Below are 14,724 nucleotides of genomic sequence, written 5' to 3'. Positions count from 1 at the left end.
TTTTTCCTTTCTTCGAGTTTTTATTCTTTTTTTGTAGACGTGGGCTCACCAGTCGCTGGATCGAATTCCCCGATGTGGTTTCCCCGAGGATCATATTTTTCAATCGTTCCGTGCATGGAGTCCCATTCAAGAATATGCCCTTTGGCGGTTTTCCATCTTTTGCGTTTTGAACCACCGCCTTGGACTACTGTTTTACGGCCGACGATTCTGGCATCGGGAAAAGCTGGCAGTATGTCAGGCGGCGGATGATATTCGTGATCACCAGCGCGAGTACTGATGACGATGTAGACCGGTTTAATACTAGATCCGGCCGGAAACACCAAAATAAAGTCTTTGTACTCCGGCGGATAAACCGGATTCACCAATATTCCGTCCGCCGCCTTCGTCGGTGGATACACCCAGATATGCGGTGTCTGCGGTGCGGCCTCCAGCGCTGGAATGCCTAGAATGTCCGAGCCATCCACCGCCGGGGTCCAGAGCAGTTCGACGCCTTCACCGAGATCCGCAACGAACCGGTCGCCGCGCGCAGTGAATTGCACGACATCAACCATTTCCCAATCGCGGTTCTTACCGGTGTAGAAACCGTAACCCTTGAGGCTGCCATCGGCCTGTTGCTCGACGCGCAGGCGTACGCGGGTTCGAGCTTGTTTGAGTGTGTTCAGTTGCTCGTCGGTATAGAGCGCGCTGTCGCCCAGGCTTGACGGCATCAGCAGCGCAACGAGGCCCACCAAAGACGCAGCGGCTGCGCTTGATGCGAGCGCTGGCAGCGCTTCAAAAGCCGAACCTGCCAGGGCCAGACTGCCGAACCCGACCGGGATGACGTTGGCGCTGATTTTCTTGAGAGGAATGCCGCCGCTCGCGTCGGCTTCGCGCGCGCCGAGCAGAATCAGCTCGCCGTAATCCTTCAGGCTGTCGGTCGGCACCATGCCGGAAGGATTGCTGTAATCGATAATCGCATCCGGCAGCTTGCAGGACTTGGCGAATACACAGCCGGCACGCACGGCTTCAGGTTTGTTCGCAGCCACTTCACGGCTGCGCTCGAAAGCCTCCTGCCGCGCCAGCATCGCGTCGTAAGCGTTTTGCCCGGCTTCGCGCTCGGCCAGTTCTGCCGCCGTCATATACCGCCAGGTAACGTGATGTCCGTCGCCCTGCGGTGGGTTTTGCACCCGGGGATTGTCCTTGTTCCGCGCCACTGATCGTCCCTTCGTTCATCATCGACAGCCCCTTGAAAGGGGCTGCACGACGTTATCGAAGCGGGGAAAGTGTGGCTGTAGGACGGGTCGCTAATGACGTGGGGATTGTTCGCTGCGTAACTGTGAGACGGAGAATCTGTGGCGAGGGGCAAGCTCCCTCGCCACAGGGGTTATTGCAGTTGTGAATTCTTGCGACTCGCCGCCGCCGTCACCGCATAACCAATCACCGCCGCGAGGATCGAGCCGGTGAGGATGCCCATGCGATCCATGCCGGCGTAATCACTCACGCCCGGTTCGAAGGCCAGCGAGCCGACGAACAGGCTCATGGTGAAGCCTATGCCGCAGAGGATCGCGACGCCGAGGACCTGGCCCCAGTTGGCGCCTTGGGGCAGGGCGGCGATGCCGATCTTGACCGCCAGCCAGGTCAGGCCGAACACGCCGATGGTCTTGCCCAGCAGCAGGCCAATGGCGATGCCCATCGGTACGTCGTGGGTGAAGCTTTCGACGGTGACGCCGCTCAGCGACAGGCCAGCGTTGGCGAAGGCGAACAGCGGCAGGATGCCGTAGGCGACCCACGGGTGCAGCGCGTGTTCGAGGGTCAGCAGCGGCGACGACTCGGCGTTTTTCGTGCGCAGGGGAATGCAGAAAGCCAGGGTCACGCCGGCCAGTGTCGCGTGGACACCGCTCTTGAGCACGCAGACCCAGAGGATCAGGCCGATGATCATGTACGGCCCGAGCTTGACCACGCCGAGCCGGTTCATCGCCACCAGCGCGGCAATGCACGCAGCCGCCAGGCCAAGGGACAGGGTCGAGAGTTCGCCGGAATAGAAGATTGCGATGATGACGATGGCGCCGAGGTCATCAATGATCGCCAAGGTCATCAGGAACAGTTTCAGCGACACCGGCACGCGTTTGCCAAGCAGGGCCAGTACGCCGAGGGCGAAGGCGATGTCGGTGGCGGTCGGAATGGCCCAGCCACTCAGGGCGGCGGGGTTGTCGCGATTGAGGAACCAGTAGATCAGCGCCGGCACCAGCATGCCGCCGATCGCCGCTGCGCCAGGGAGGACGATTTGCGAAGGCTTGGACAATTGGCCGTCGAGCACTTCGCGTTTGACTTCCAGACCGATCAGCAGGAAGAACATCGCCATCAGGCCGTCGTTGATCCACAGCAGCAGGGGTTTGGCGATTTTCAACGCACCGATCTGCGCCACCACAGGAGTGTCGAGCAGGCCGGTGTACAGCCACGACAGCGGTGAGTTGTTGATGATCAGCGCGAGAACGGCTGCGGCGATCAATAGCAGACCGCTGGCGGCTTCCAACTGAAAGAAACGCGTGAAAGTGCTACGCAGAGGCAAGGTCGCTCTCCATCGAATCAAGAAAAAGGTGAAACACCCTAACCCGTACCGTTAGTTGTTAAAACAAAAGTTATATTCTTTTTTGTTATATGTCGTTACAGGCTGTCTGGTACGGGCAGCACTGAGCCTAGCAGTTGCCTGACACATTGAGACTCAGCTGTATCTTTGCCGCCAGCGGGATTTTTCCTAAGCTTGCGGCAGACCTTTTTCAGAAGACCGATCTTCTGGCTGATTCAACGAGAACCGAAACCATGAGCGACAACCGACAGTGGGCCCGCGAAGCCATCCGCATCATCGAGGCGGACTTCCAGCGCAGCGCCGACACCCACCTGATCCCTTTGCCGCTGCCCGGTTTTGCCGGCATCGAGTTGTATTTCAAGGACGAATCCAGCCACCCGACCGGCAGCCTCAAGCATCGCCTGGCCCGGTCGCTGTTCCTTTACGCGCTGTGCAACGGCTGGCTGAAACCCGGTGCGCCAGTGATCGAAGCGTCCAGCGGCTCGACGGCGATTTCCGAAGCGTATTTCGCGCGCATGCTCGGTTTGCCGTTTATCGCGGTGATGCCGGCGACCACTTCGAAAGAGAAGATTGCCCAGATTGCCTTCTATGGCGGGCAGAGCCATCTGGTGCAGGATCCGACGCAGATCTACGCCGAATCCGAGCGCCTGGCCCGCGAGCATGGCGGTCACTTCATCGATCAGTTCACCTACGCCGAACGTGCCACCGACTGGCGAGCGAACAACAACATCGCCGAGTCGATCTTCCAGCAGATGCGCTACGAAAAACACCCTGAACCGACCTGGCTGATCTCCAGCCCCGGCACCGGCGGCACCACCGCGACCCTCGGCCGTTACGTGCGCTATCGCCAGCACTGCACCCGCGTGTTGTGTGCCGATGCCGAGCGTTCGGTGTTCTTCGATTTTTATCAGACGGGAGATGCCAGCCTGCGTCTGGATTGCGGTTCACGCATCGAAGGCATTGGCCGGCCTCGGGTGGAAGCGTCGTTCCTGCCCAAGGTGATCGATGCGATGGTCAAGGTGCCGGACGCCCTGTCCCTGGCGGCCATGCATTATCTGGCGCAGCGTTTGGGGCGGCATGTCGGCGGGTCGAGCGGGACCAATCTGATCGGTGCGCTGATGGCGGCGCAGCAGATGAAAGCGGCGGGGCAGTCGGGGTCGATCGTGGCGATCCTGTGCGATGGCGGCGAGCGTTATGCCGACACGTATTACGATCAGGCGTGGCTGAAAGCGCAAGGGTATGAACTGGGTGATTTGATTGCAGCGGTGGCGGCAAGTGCCGAGCGCGGGGAGGCGCTGCCGACCTCGGTGCTGCGCGCGAATATCTAAAGCCAAATGCAGAAACCACTGTGGGAGCGAGCCTGCTCGCGAAGGCGGAGTCACATTCAACAACTTCATTGAGTGACAGACCGCTTTCGCGAGCAGGCTCGCTCCCACAGGGTTTTGCGTTGTTGCGAACTTAGCGGATCAGGCGTCGAGGCCGAGAATATCGCGAGCCACTGCCTCGGCAATGCGAATCCCGTCAACACCCGCCGAGAGAATTCCGCCGGCATAGCCCGCGCCTTCACCGGCCGGGAACAGGCCTTTGACGTTCATGCTCTGCAGCGACTCGTTGCGGGTGATGCGCAGCGGCGATGAAGTGCGGGTCTCGATTCCGGTCAGCACAGCGTCGTGCAGGGAATAACCGCGAATCTGCTTCTCGAACGCCGGCAAGGCCTCACGGATCGCCTCAATGGCAAAGTCCGGCAGCGCCAAGGCCAGATCGCCCAGCGCCACGCCTGGCTTGTACGACGGCTCGACTTCGCCCAGTTCGGTCGATGGAATGTCGTTGATGAAGTCGCCAACCAGTTGCGCCGGGGCCTTGTAGTCACTGCCGCCAAGGATGAACGCGTGGGATTCCAGGCGCTCCTGCAACTCGATACCGGCGAGCGGGCCGCCCGGATAATCGACTTCCGGGGTGATGCCGACGACGATGCCGGAGTTGGCATTGCGCTCGTTACGCGAGTACTGGCTCATGCCGTTGGTGACCACGCGATTGGGCTCGGACGTTGCCGCGACCACGGTGCCGCCCGGGCACATGCAGAAGCTGTACACCGAACGCCCGTTCTTGGCGTGGTGCACCAGTTTGTAATCGGCAGCACCGAGTTTCGGGTGGCCGGCGTATTTGCCCAGGCGCGCGCGGTCGATCAGCGACTGCGGGTGCTCGATGCGGAAACCCACCGAGAACGGCTTGGCTTCCATGAACACGCCACGGCTGTGGAGCATGCGGAAGGTGTCGCGGGCGCTGTGGCCGAGGGCCAGGACCACGTGTCTGGAATGCAGGGTTTCGCCACTGGCCAGTTGCACGCCGACCAGTTGGCCGTCTTCGATCAGCACGTCGCTGACGCGCTCCTGGAAGCGCACTTCACCGCCCAGTTCGCGGATCTGCTCGCGCATGTTTTCGACCATCCCGGTCAGGCGGAACGTACCGATGTGCGGCTTGCTGACGTAGAGAATTTCTTCCGGCGCACCGGCCTTGACGAACTCGTGCAGGACTTTGCGGCCGAGGAATTTCGGGTCCTTGATCTGGCTGTACAGCTTGCCGTCGGAGAACGTGCCCGCGCCGCCTTCGCCAAACTGTACGTTGGACTCGGGATTGAGCACGCTTTTGCGCCACAGGCCCCAGGTGTCCTTGGTGCGCTGACGGACTTCGGTGCCGCGTTCGAGAATGATCGGTTTGAAGCCCATCTGCGCCAGCAGCAGGCCGGCGAAGATGCCGCACGGGCCGAAACCGACGACGATCGGCCGCTGGCCGAGATCGCTCGGTGCCTGGCCGACGAATTTGTAGCTGACATCCGGCGCCACGTTGACGTTACGGTCGTCGGCGAACTTGCCCAACACCCTGGCCTCGTCGCGTACGTTGAGGTCGATGGTGTAGATGAAGCACAGTTCGGAGGACTTTTTGCGCGCGTCATAGCTGCGCTTGAACAAGGTGAAATCGAGCAGATCATCGCTGGCGATGCCCAGGCGTTGCACGATAGCAACGCGCAGGTCTTCTTCGGGATGGTCGATTGGCAGCTTGAGTTCAGTGATTCGTAACATGGCGGGGATCCGGATTCGCGGGGCGCACAACTGCGCCAGGGCGTTTGAAGGCGGCGATTATAAGCCGCCGCGAGCGGTTCCGTGGGGGAAAAACGATCAGTCGTTACGCGCGCCGCCGAAATAGCCGCAGCCGCGCTGCACCTGACCGTCGATACGCAACTCGGCGCTCATGTGCTGCACGCTGCCGGTGCTGCTGTCGACGCAGCGCTGTGGCGCGACCCACAATTCGATGCGCTGGTTGTTGGCTTCGCTGCTGAGATTGAAGCGGCCGTCGCCCAATTGCTCTTCCACATACGGCACGGCCAGCGGCGGCTGGCCGTCGCGCTCGATGACCATGCCTTTGCCGCTGACTTTGACGTTCCATTCCGGGCCATGGCCGGCGGCGCGCAGGATCAGCAGTTTGAAATTCGGATCGTCGCAGGCCGTGCCCGAGCGCTCGACGCGATACAACTGGCCGAGGTCGAGACGGTCGCCGGAGACCTTGCCGCGCACATCGGCAAACAGCTTGCCCTGCTCGTCGGCAAGGGTGGCGGCCTCTTGCAGGACGCTGGTGCCGCCGATGTCGTTGACCACCAGTTGCCGCTGATCCTGGCACGGCTGGAACACCAGTTTGCCGTCGGCGGCGGTCAGTTGCCCCTGCATCCGCGTCTGCCCGGCATGGGACACACTTTCACGCTGGCCGTCGAACAACTGGCAGGCGGCAAACATCGGCAGCAGGGCAACGAGGACGAACGAACGGGCAACACGCATCTTTGGCTCTCCAGACAAGTGTCGCCACGTTACGCAGCCTGACCGTTCATCACAAGGGCCTTAACCGACGTGAAACGTCTGACCGGTTTGCAGGCCTTCGACACTTTTCGCGTAGGCCAATGCCACTTCCGTTGCAGGAACCGGCTTGAAGCCACGGAAGTAGGGCGCGTATTTGCCCAGGGCTTCGGTCAGCACGGTCGGGCTCACCGAGTTCACCCGCAGGCCACGCGGCAGTTCGATGGCGGCGGCGCGGACGAAGCTGTCGAGGGCGCCGTTGACCAGCGCTGCCGAGGCGCCGCTGCGAATCGGGTCGTGGCTGAGCACGCCGGTGGTGAAGGTGAACGAGGCGCCGTCATTGGCGAACTCGCGGCCGATCAGCAGCAGGTTGACCTGGCCCATCAGCTTGTCTTTCAGGCCGAGGGCGAAGCTGTCCCCAGTCATCTCGTCCAGCGCTGCAAACGTCACGTTGCCCGCCGCGCAGATCAAGGCATCGAACTTGCCGGTCTGTTCGAACAGCTTGCGGATCGACGCGCTGTCGCTGATATCCACCTGCAAGTCACCGCTGTTGCGACCGATACGAATGACCTCGTGGCGTTGCGACAACTCTTTGTCCACCGCCGAACCGATAGTGCCACCTGCGCCTATCAACAGAATTTTCATCGAGCTGTACCCCATGTGTGTGAATGAGGTTTCAGTCTAGGGTGGTTTTTTCCGCGGATAAGCGCACTAATGGGCAACCTTTGGTTTTCAATTGGAAACAATCCATGAGCGAAATGGATGACCTTGCCGCGTTTGCCGTGCTTATCGAAGCCGGCAGTTTTACCCTGGCCGCGCAGCAGTTGGGCTGCAGCAAGGGCCAACTCTCCAAGCGCATCAGCCAGCTCGAAGCGCAATTCAGTGTGGTGCTGCTGCAACGCACGACCCGGCGCTTGAGCCTGACGGCGGCGGGGGCGGCGCTGCTGCCGCAGGCTCAGGCGCTGGTGGTCCAGGTCGAACGCGCACGGCAGGCGTTGGCGCGGTTGAAGGACGACATGGCCGGCCCGGTGCGCATGACGGTTCCGGTGTCGCTCGGCGAGACCTTCTTCGATGGCTTGCTGCTGGAGTTTTCCGGGCAATACCCCGAGGTGCAGATTGAGCTGGAGCTGGACAACAGCTATCGCGATCTGGCCCGCGATGGCTTTGATCTGGCGATTCGTGCCGAAGTGGCCAATGACGATCGGCTGGTGGCCAAGCCGCTGTTGGCGTGGCACGAAATGACCTGCGCCAGCCCGGCCTACCTCGAGCGCTTCGGCGAGCCAGCGACGCCGCATGCCTTGGCCGAGCATCGTTGTCTGCTCAACAGCCATTACAGCGGCCGCGAAGAATGGCTGTATCACCAGCAGCACGAGTTGTTGCGGGTACGGGTCTCGGGTCCGTTTGCCAGCAATCACTACAGCCTGTTGAAGAAAGCAGCGCTGTCCGGCGCCGGCATCGCGCGTTTACCGTCGTATCTGCTGCAAGCGGAACTGGCGGACGGCCGCTTGCGCTGGTTGCTGCGCGATTACCAGACCCGACGCATGCCGATGTATCTGGTGCACCCGTATCAGGGTGGATTACCGAAACGCACGCAGGTGCTCGCGGATTATCTGATGGGCTGGTTCAAGCGCAGTGGCGAAGCGCTGGATCGACTGCAGCGCTGATGTGATTTCCCTGTGGGAGCGAGCCTGCTCGCGAATGCGTCAGTTCAGTCGATACCGATGTTGAATGACACACCGCTTTCGCGAGCAGGCTCGCTCCCACAGGGGGGATCTTATTTTGCGAAACGGCGGGCAATCAGCTGGTCGATCGACAATTTGCCCGGCCCGGTCGCCATGAGGTACAGCAACACCGCCGCCCAGGTGCCGTGGGTGGGGTAGGCATCCGGGTAGACAAACAGTTGAATGGTCAGGGTCATGCCCAGCAGTGCCAGCGCGGAAAACCGCGTCGCTAGGCCGAGCAGGATCATTAGCGGAAACACATGCTCGGCAAACGCCGCCAGATGCGCGGCAATTTCCGGCGACAGCAGCGGCAGGTTGTACTCGCTCTGAAACAGCGGAATCGTCGAATCGGCCAAACGTGGCCAGCCCAGTTCAAAGGTGCCGTCAATCAAATCGACGGCCAATCCTTCGACCTTGGTTTGCCCGGATTTCCAGAACACCGCGGCAATGGAGAAACGCGCGATGAAGGCAATCAGGCTGTGCGGGATTTTTTCGAACAGCGCGATGACGCGCAGGATAAAAGCGTTCATAGCAACTCCTTGTAATTCAGCTGCGTGATCGCGTTATGCGCAATCAGTAAGGCGAGGGTTTGGGCGAGATCGAACGGCGGGCTGTTTTCTGCCGCCGCGAGCAGTGGCGAGCCCTGGAGCAGATGACGAAGGAACACGCTCGCACCTGGTTCAAGCGCAAACACCTCAACGTCGAGACCATTGCGCAGCACCAGAGCGTGCTGGCCTTGATTCAGGCCAATGCCCGCCAGAGTTGGCTCCTGCTGATGCGCGGCCCAGATCGCCACGACCGCAAAAGCAGAGTCGAGCAGGTGCAGCGAGGGATGCAGTTCGAAACACAGTTCAGTCAGCGACTGCGGATCGGCCAGCGCGGCACTGACTTGTTCGGGCCGGATCGGCTGCGCATCAGCGGCGTGGTAGGCAACAGTACGCAAGTGCTCCAGTCGCGCGACGTCAGCGACATAAGGCACGCCGGCAATGGGTTCGAATTGTGCGATGAAGTCGGCAAAGTGCTCGCCATAGCGGCTCATCAACGGACTGTGTGGCGGCTGACTCTGGACGAAAATCGCCGCCATGGCGCGAAAGAACTCCTCGCCGACCAATTGCAGCACCACCGGATAGCTGTCGGCCAGGGCATTGTTCAGCGAGCTTTGCATGTTGTTGCGATAGACCGCGAAACGCCGCGACGGATCGGCGCCGTTGCGGCTGCACAGGCCCTTGGGACACGGCAGTTGCGCATTGAGCAGGGCGGCGGCGAAATCCGCTTGCGTGCTCATGCCGCACGCTCCGCGTGGCGCAACAGCGTCTCGGCTTGCTGCGCTTCGGCGAGCAAAACGTCGAAGGCCGGCACCTGATTGTCACGTTCGATCAGCGTCGCCACCGGGCCGATACGGCGCAGCACTTGCCGGTACAGATCCCAAACGGCCTGATCAACCGGCGCGCCGTGATCGTCGATCAGCAAGCGATCGCCGAGGTTGTCGCAATCTTCAGCGAAGCCGGCCAGATGAATCTCGCCGACCGCGTGCAGCGGTAATGCATCAAGGTAGGCCAAAGGATCGCGTTGATGATTGATGCACGACACGTAGACATTGTTGACGTCGAGCAACAAGCCGCAGCCGCTGCGGCGGATTACTTCGGCGATGAACTCGGCCTCGTCGATCGTCGAATGCTCAAACCCCAGATAGGTCGCCGGGTTCTCCAGCAGCATCGGTCGTTTCAGAGTGTTCTGCACCTGGTCGATGTGCGCACAGACGCGGTTCAGCGTCGGCGTGTCGTAAGCCAGTGGCAGCAGGTCATTGAGGAACACCGGGCCGTGGCTCGACCATGCCAGATGTTCGGAAAAGGCTTGCGGTTGATAGCGCTCGATCAGCTCGGCGAGGCGTTTGAGGTGCTGGCTGTCCAGCGCGCCTTCGCCACCGATCGACAGTCCCACGCCATGCAGTGACAGCGGGTACTGTTCGCGAATCAGACCGAGGAAATGATGAAACGGGCCGCCGGCCACCATGTAGTTTTCGGCGTGGACCTCGAAGAAGCCGAGGTCCGGTACGGAGCCGAGCACTTCGAGGAAGTGCCCGGTCTTGAGCCCCAGCCCGGCGCGGGCAGGGAGCTCGGTGCGAGCTGCCTGAGTGCGCGGCAGGGGCGGTTCGTGATGACTGAACATGGGCGTCACTCAGGCAGGCCGTGGATCAGGATTTGGCTTTGAAGGCTTCGAGCTGACCGAAACCGGTCGGCGAGGTTTTGCTTTCGGTGGTGGCGCAGGTGCCTTTCGGAACGAGCTTCCAGGCGTTGGCCTGATAGTCCATTTTCGCCGTGCCGGCGCAGGTAGTCCCGGCACCTGCGGCGCAATCGTTCTTACCCTTCATGGCCACGCCGAAGCATTTTTCCATGTTGGCATCGGCGGCTTGGGCGGTGGAGACAGTGGCGATGCTCAGAGCGGAACCGAGGGCCAGAACCAGGGCGGTGGCGGACAGGGTACGGGTAGTCGCAGTCATGATGTTTCTCCAGTTTTTTATCAGGGTTTCTGCAAGCGGTTTGCGCTTGCTTGTCCCTCTAGAGAACGGGTGGGGGGATGCGTTACAGGCGGGGCGAGAAATTTATAAAAAATTTCGGATTCAGCTGTATCCCTGTGGGAGCGAGCCTGCTCGCGAAGGCGGTGTGTCAGGCACCCATAGTTGAATGACAGAGCGCTTTCGCGAGCAGGCTCGCTCCCACAGGGCTACCCTGGTGGTGCTCAGGAAATAAAAAACGGCCCGAAGGCCGTTTTTTTGTGCAGCGGTAATACTCAACCGCCGAGGTACGCCTCGCGTACTTTCGGGTCGGTCAGCAGCGCTTCACCGGTGCCTTGCATGACCACGCGGCCGTTCTCCAGAACGTAGGCGCGGTCGGCGATTTTCAGCGCCTGGTTGGCGTTCTGCTCGACCAGGAACACCGTCACACCGTCCTTGCGCAGCTGTTCGATGATGTCGAAGATCTGCTGGATGATGATCGGCGCCAGACCCAGCGATGGCTCGTCGAGCAGCAGCAGCTTGGGCTTGCTCATCAGCGCACGGCCGATGGCGAGCATTTGCTGTTCGCCGCCGGACATGGTGCCGCCGCGCTGGTTGAAGCGCTCTTTCAGGCGTGGGAAAAGTCCGAGGACCTTGTCCATCTGTTCCTGATAGTCGCCCTTGTCGGTGAAAAATCCGCCCATCGACAGGTTTTCTTCAACGGTCAGACGGGCAAACACTCGACGACCTTCCGGGACCACGGCGATGCTCTTGCGCATGATCTGCGACGAGTCCTGGCCGACCAGTTCCTCACCCATGTAGCGGATGCTGCCGCTGTGCGCCTGCGGCGAACCGCAGAGTGTCATCAGCAGCGTGGATTTGCCGGCACCGTTGGCGCCGATCAGCGTCACGATCTCGCCCTGACGGACTTCGACGTTGACGCTGTGCAGGGCCTGGATCTTGCCGTAGAAGGTGGAAACGTTTTCGAACTGCAGCATTTACGCTTCCCCCAGGTAGGCTTTGATCACTTCAGGATTGTCGCGGATCTGTTCCGGCGTGCCGTCGGCCAACGGTGTGCCCTGGTTGATCACGACGATGTGGTCGGAAATGCTCATGACCAGCTTCATGTCGTGTTCGATCAGCAGCACGGTGACGTTGTGCTCTTCGCGCAACACACCGATCAGCGCCTTGAGGTCTTCGGTTTCCTTCGGGTTCAGGCCAGCGGCCGGTTCGTCGAGCATGAGGATCCGCGGACGGGTCATCATGCAGCGGGCGATTTCCAGACGCCGTTGCTGGCCGTAGGCGAGGGTGCCGGCGGTACGGTTGGCGAACTCTTTGAGGTTGACCTTTTCCAGCCAGTACTCGGCAAATTCCATGGCCTCGCGCTCGCTTTTGCGGAACGCCGGGGTCTTGAACAGGCCGGACAGGAAGTTGGTGTTCAAGTGACGGTGCTGGGCGATCAACAGGTTCTCGACCGCAGTCATGTCCTTGAACAAACGCACGTTCTGGAAGGTCCGCACCACGCCTTTGAGGGCGATCTTGTGGCCCGGCAGGCCCTGGATCGGCTCGCCGTCGAGCAGGATGCTGCCGCCGGTAGGCTGATAGAAGCCGGTCAGGCAGTTGAACACGGTGGTCTTGCCGGCGCCGTTCGGGCCGATCAGGGCAACCACCTGTTTTTCCTTGACGGTCAGCGCCACGCCGTTGACCGCGAGCAAGCCGCCGAAGCGCATGCTCAGATTTTCGACTTTAAGGATCTCGCGGCTCATTTGCGCAACTCCATGTGTGGGCGTTGCATCGGCAGCAGACCTTGTGGACGCCAGATCATCATCAGCACCATCAGCGCACCGAACATCAACATGCGGTACTCGCTGAACTCACGCATCATTTCCGGCAACAGGATCATCACGATCGCCGCCAGAATCACACCCAATTGCGAGCCCATGCCACCCAATACGACGATGGCGAGGATGATCGCCGACTCGATGAAGGTGAACGACTCCGGGGTCACCAGACCCTGGCGCGCGGCGAAGAAGCTGCCGGCGAAACCGGCGAACGCAGCACCCAGGGTGAACGCGGAGAGCTTGATCACGGTCGGGTTCAGGCCCAACGCGCGGCAGGCGATTTCGTCTTCACGCAGTGCTTCCCACGCACGGCCGATCGGCATGCGCAGCAGACGGTTGATCACGAACAGCGCGGCCAGTGCCAGCAACAGCGCAACCAGGTAAAGGAAAATCACCTTGTTGATCGAGTTGTATTGCAGGCCGAAATACTCGTGGAACGTCTGCAGGCCTTCGGCGGCTTTGCGCTCGAAGGTCAGGCCGAAGAACGTCGGTTTTTCGATGTTGCTGATGCCGTTCGGGCCACCGGTGATGTCGGTCAGGTTACGCAGGAACAGACGGATGATTTCGCCGAAACCCAAGGTAACGATCGCCAGATAGTCGCCACGCAGACGCAACACCGGGAAGCCCAGCAGGAAGCCGAACGTCGCCGCCATCAGGCCGGCAATCGGCAGGCAGATCCAGAAGCTCAAGCCGTAGTAATGCGACAGCAGCGCGTAGCTGTAGGCGCCGACGGCGTAGAAACCGACGTAACCCAGGTCGAGCAGACCGGCCAGACCGACGACGATGTTCAGGCCGAGGCCAAGCATCACGTAGATCAGGATCAGCGTTGCGATATCCACCGCGCCACGGGAGCCGAAGAACGGCCAGACCAGGGCGATCAGAATCAGCGCGATGATGAAATAGCGCTGGGTGGTCGGCAGGGTCAGGAAGTTGCTGGCCTTGGCCGGGATCAGCGGCATGCCCGGCGAGGAGCGCCAGGCCTTGCTGATCTGCTGGTTGAACAGCACGCGCAGGAACATCAGCACCGAGCAGATCGCGATGGTCGCGAGTACCGCAGGGCTGGTGTTGTGCACTTCCAGATTGATGCCGACGATGGTCAGTTTCAGACCCAGTACCGGGTAGGCCACCGCCCACACCAGCAAGGCACTGAACAGTGCCTGTTTAAGATTCCTAGTCATACTTTCTCAACCTCCGGACGGCCCAGAATGCCGGTCGGACGGAACAACAGCACCAGAACCAGCAGGCCGAACGCAACGACGTCCTTGTACTGGTCGCCGAAGATATCGGCACCGAACGCTTCCGCTACACCGAGCACCAGGCCGCCGAGCATTGCCCCGGGAATGCTGCCGATGCCGCCCAGTACCGCAGCGGTGAAGGCCTTGAGGCCGACGAGGAAACCGGCGTTAGGGTTGATCACGCCGTATTGCATGCTCAACAGCACGGCAGCGACCGCCGCCAGCGCAGCACCGATGACGAAGGTCAGGGCGATGATGTTGTTGGTGTTGATGCCGAGCAGGTTGGCCATCTTGATGTCCTCGGCACAGGCGCGGCAGGCGCGGCCCAGACGGGAACGGGAGATGAACAGGGTCAGGCCGAGCATGGCGATCAGGGTCACCACGAACACCACGATCTGCATGTAGGAAATCAGCACTTCTTGTGCGCCACCCGGACCGAAGGCGAAGTTGCCCGGGATCAGGTTGGGGATAGCTTTGTCCTTGGAGTCTTGCGCCAGCAGAACGGTGTTCTGCAGGAAGATCGACATACCGATGGCAGAAATCAGCGGGATCAGACGGTTGCTGCCGCGCAGGGGGCGGTAGGCGATCCGTTCGATGCTGTAACCGTAGGAACTGGTGACGACGATGCTGGCGATGAACGCCGCGGTCATCAACAGCGGGACACTGTCGAGTCCCATCATGGTCAGCCCGGCGATGGCGATGAAGGCCACGTAGGAACCGATCATGTACACCTCGCCGTGGGCGAAGTTGATCATTCCAATGATGCCGTAGACCATCGTGTAGCCGATGGCGATCAGGGCATACATGCTGCCAACGTTGAGGCCGTTAACCAGCTGTTGGAAGAAGTGATAGAGGTCAGGCATTACAGCGCTCCTAAAAACCTGTACGCATTTCACTGGTGGAGTCATTTTCCCGCCCGGCCCCGTGGATCTCTATCCACTTCGAATCCGGGTTTTGCCAGCGAACCGCTGATGACGGTTTTGAGATTTTCAGGTGGGTCGACTGGCGGATCACGCCAGCGC

At 60.9% G+C, this 14,724-nt stretch carries 15 protein-coding genes; 2 read left to right on the top strand and 13 right to left on the bottom strand.

The features are described 5' to 3' along the window. Positions 1 to 20 precede the first annotated feature (20 nt). The gene (locus AB4N47_RS17005) at positions 21 to 1,193 is read right to left on the bottom strand and encodes an S-type pyocin domain-containing protein (RefSeq protein ID WP_460154290.1); all 1,173 of its coding nucleotides are present in this window, start codon (positions 1,191 to 1,193) and stop codon (positions 21 to 23) included. Positions 1,194 to 1,363: 170 nt separating this feature from the next. Beyond that, positions 1,364 to 2,548 carry a Na+/H+ antiporter NhaA gene (nhaA, locus tag AB4N47_RS17000; RefSeq protein WP_041478038.1) on the bottom strand — a complete coding sequence of 395 codons (1,185 nt, stop codon included), beginning with the start codon at positions 2,546 to 2,548 and terminating at the stop codon, positions 1,364 to 1,366. Positions 2,549 to 2,799: 251 nt separating this feature from the next. Here nhaA and AB4N47_RS16995 point away from each other — a divergent pair, with 251 nt between their 5' ends. Further along, on the top strand, positions 2,800 to 3,894 hold the full coding sequence (locus tag AB4N47_RS16995) for a PLP-dependent cysteine synthase family protein (protein ID WP_341638635.1): 1,095 nt from the start codon (positions 2,800 to 2,802) through the stop codon (positions 3,892 to 3,894). A gap of 138 nt (positions 3,895 to 4,032) precedes the next feature. Here the strand turns inward: AB4N47_RS16995 and AB4N47_RS16990 are convergent, their stop codons facing one another. From AB4N47_RS16990 to AB4N47_RS16980, 3 genes are all read right to left on the bottom strand, one after another. Next, positions 4,033 to 5,646 carry an NAD(P)/FAD-dependent oxidoreductase gene (locus tag AB4N47_RS16990; RefSeq protein ID WP_341638636.1) on the bottom strand — a complete coding sequence of 538 codons (1,614 nt, stop codon included), beginning with the start codon at positions 5,644 to 5,646 and terminating at the stop codon, positions 4,033 to 4,035. Positions 5,647 to 5,742: 96 nt separating this feature from the next. After that, the gene (locus AB4N47_RS16985) at positions 5,743 to 6,396 is read right to left on the bottom strand and encodes a COG3650 family protein (protein WP_236168017.1); all 654 of its coding nucleotides are present in this window, start codon (positions 6,394 to 6,396) and stop codon (positions 5,743 to 5,745) included. Between the two features lie 60 nt (positions 6,397 to 6,456). After that, positions 6,457 to 7,056: a short chain dehydrogenase gene (locus AB4N47_RS16980; RefSeq protein ID WP_341638637.1), complete on the bottom strand. Its 600-nt coding sequence runs from the start codon at positions 7,054 to 7,056 to the stop codon at positions 6,457 to 6,459. 104 nt (positions 7,057 to 7,160) lie between these two features. On the opposite strand from AB4N47_RS16980, the gene AB4N47_RS16975 reads away from it, so the two are divergent. Further along, positions 7,161 to 8,075 (top strand): LysR family transcriptional regulator, encoded by a 915-nt coding sequence (locus AB4N47_RS16975; RefSeq protein ID WP_024011919.1) that lies wholly within the window; start codon positions 7,161 to 7,163, stop codon positions 8,073 to 8,075. A 110-nt stretch (positions 8,076 to 8,185) separates the two neighbouring features. On the opposite strand, the gene AB4N47_RS16970 is transcribed toward AB4N47_RS16975, so the two are convergent. The 8 genes from AB4N47_RS16970 to livH all read right to left on the bottom strand — a co-directional run bounded on the left by AB4N47_RS16970 (position 8,186) and on the right by livH (position 14,565). Beyond that, complete coding sequence (locus AB4N47_RS16970; RefSeq protein ID WP_341638638.1) at positions 8,186 to 8,662, bottom strand: DoxX family protein; 477 nt, start codon at positions 8,660 to 8,662, stop codon at positions 8,186 to 8,188. After that, positions 8,659 to 9,417: an HvfC/BufC N-terminal domain-containing protein gene (locus tag AB4N47_RS16965; protein ID WP_460154289.1), complete on the bottom strand. Its 759-nt coding sequence runs from the start codon at positions 9,415 to 9,417 to the stop codon at positions 8,659 to 8,661. The genes AB4N47_RS16970 and AB4N47_RS16965 overlap by 4 nt, the downstream gene beginning before the upstream one ends. Continuing rightward, on the bottom strand, positions 9,414 to 10,301 hold the full coding sequence (bufB, locus tag AB4N47_RS16960; protein WP_341638640.1) for an MNIO family bufferin maturase: 888 nt from the start codon (positions 10,299 to 10,301) through the stop codon (positions 9,414 to 9,416). The genes AB4N47_RS16965 and bufB overlap by 4 nt, the downstream gene beginning before the upstream one ends. 25 nt (positions 10,302 to 10,326) lie before the next feature. Beyond that, complete coding sequence (locus AB4N47_RS16955; protein ID WP_016771358.1) at positions 10,327 to 10,632, bottom strand: BufA1 family periplasmic bufferin-type metallophore; 306 nt, start codon at positions 10,630 to 10,632, stop codon at positions 10,327 to 10,329. A gap of 290 nt (positions 10,633 to 10,922) precedes the next feature. Beyond that, positions 10,923 to 11,624, bottom strand: a complete 702-nt coding sequence (locus tag AB4N47_RS16950) for an ABC transporter ATP-binding protein (RefSeq protein WP_003222380.1) — start codon at positions 11,622 to 11,624, stop codon at positions 10,923 to 10,925. Then, a complete protein-coding gene (gene livG / locus AB4N47_RS16945; protein ID WP_016771357.1) occupies positions 11,625 to 12,392 on the bottom strand; it encodes a high-affinity branched-chain amino acid ABC transporter ATP-binding protein LivG in 768 nt (255 codons plus the stop codon). Continuing rightward, positions 12,389 to 13,645 (bottom strand): high-affinity branched-chain amino acid ABC transporter permease LivM, encoded by a 1,257-nt coding sequence (locus AB4N47_RS16940; protein WP_016771356.1) that lies wholly within the window; start codon positions 13,643 to 13,645, stop codon positions 12,389 to 12,391. The genes livG and AB4N47_RS16940 overlap by 4 nt, the downstream gene beginning before the upstream one ends. Beyond that, positions 13,642 to 14,565, bottom strand: a complete 924-nt coding sequence (livH, locus tag AB4N47_RS16935; RefSeq protein WP_016771355.1) for a high-affinity branched-chain amino acid ABC transporter permease LivH — start codon at positions 14,563 to 14,565, stop codon at positions 13,642 to 13,644. Before livH ends, AB4N47_RS16940 begins: the two co-directional genes overlap by 4 nt. Positions 14,566 to 14,724 lie beyond the last annotated feature (159 nt).

The sequence above is a fragment of the Pseudomonas sp. S3_G06 genome, from assembly GCF_054667565.1.
The sequence above is the reverse complement of the archived record's forward strand: the minus strand, read 5'-3'. Positions and strand labels throughout refer to the sequence as shown.

Bases quoted from the DNA above. Each gene is read 5' to 3' on its own strand.
- livH (WP_016771355.1), bottom strand. From the start codon at position 14,565: ATGCCTGACCTCTATCACTTCTTCCAACAGCTGGTTAACGGCCTCAAC.
- AB4N47_RS16990 (WP_341638636.1), bottom strand. From the start codon at position 5,646: ATGTTACGAATCACTGAACTCAAGCTGCCAATCGACCATCCCGAAGAA.
- AB4N47_RS16940 (WP_016771356.1), bottom strand. From the start codon at position 13,645: ATGACTAGGAATCTTAAACAGGCACTGTTCAGTGCCTTGCTGGTGTGG.
- AB4N47_RS16965 (WP_460154289.1), bottom strand. From the start codon at position 9,417: ATGAGCACGCAAGCGGATTTCGCCGCCGCCCTGCTCAATGCGCAACTG.
- bufB (WP_341638640.1), bottom strand. From the start codon at position 10,301: ATGTTCAGTCATCACGAACCGCCCCTGCCGCGCACTCAGGCAGCTCGC.
- AB4N47_RS16995 (WP_341638635.1), top strand. From the start codon at position 2,800: ATGAGCGACAACCGACAGTGGGCCCGCGAAGCCATCCGCATCATCGAG.
- AB4N47_RS16980 (WP_341638637.1), bottom strand. From the start codon at position 7,056: ATGAAAATTCTGTTGATAGGCGCAGGTGGCACTATCGGTTCGGCGGTG.
- AB4N47_RS16950 (WP_003222380.1), bottom strand. From the start codon at position 11,624: ATGCTGCAGTTCGAAAACGTTTCCACCTTCTACGGCAAGATCCAGGCC.
- AB4N47_RS16955 (WP_016771358.1), bottom strand. From the start codon at position 10,632: ATGACTGCGACTACCCGTACCCTGTCCGCCACCGCCCTGGTTCTGGCC.
- AB4N47_RS16975 (WP_024011919.1), top strand. From the start codon at position 7,161: ATGAGCGAAATGGATGACCTTGCCGCGTTTGCCGTGCTTATCGAAGCC.
- AB4N47_RS16985 (WP_236168017.1), bottom strand. From the start codon at position 6,396: ATGCGTGTTGCCCGTTCGTTCGTCCTCGTTGCCCTGCTGCCGATGTTT.
- AB4N47_RS16970 (WP_341638638.1), bottom strand. From the start codon at position 8,662: ATGAACGCTTTTATCCTGCGCGTCATCGCGCTGTTCGAAAAAATCCCG.
- livG (WP_016771357.1), bottom strand. From the start codon at position 12,392: ATGAGCCGCGAGATCCTTAAAGTCGAAAATCTGAGCATGCGCTTCGGC.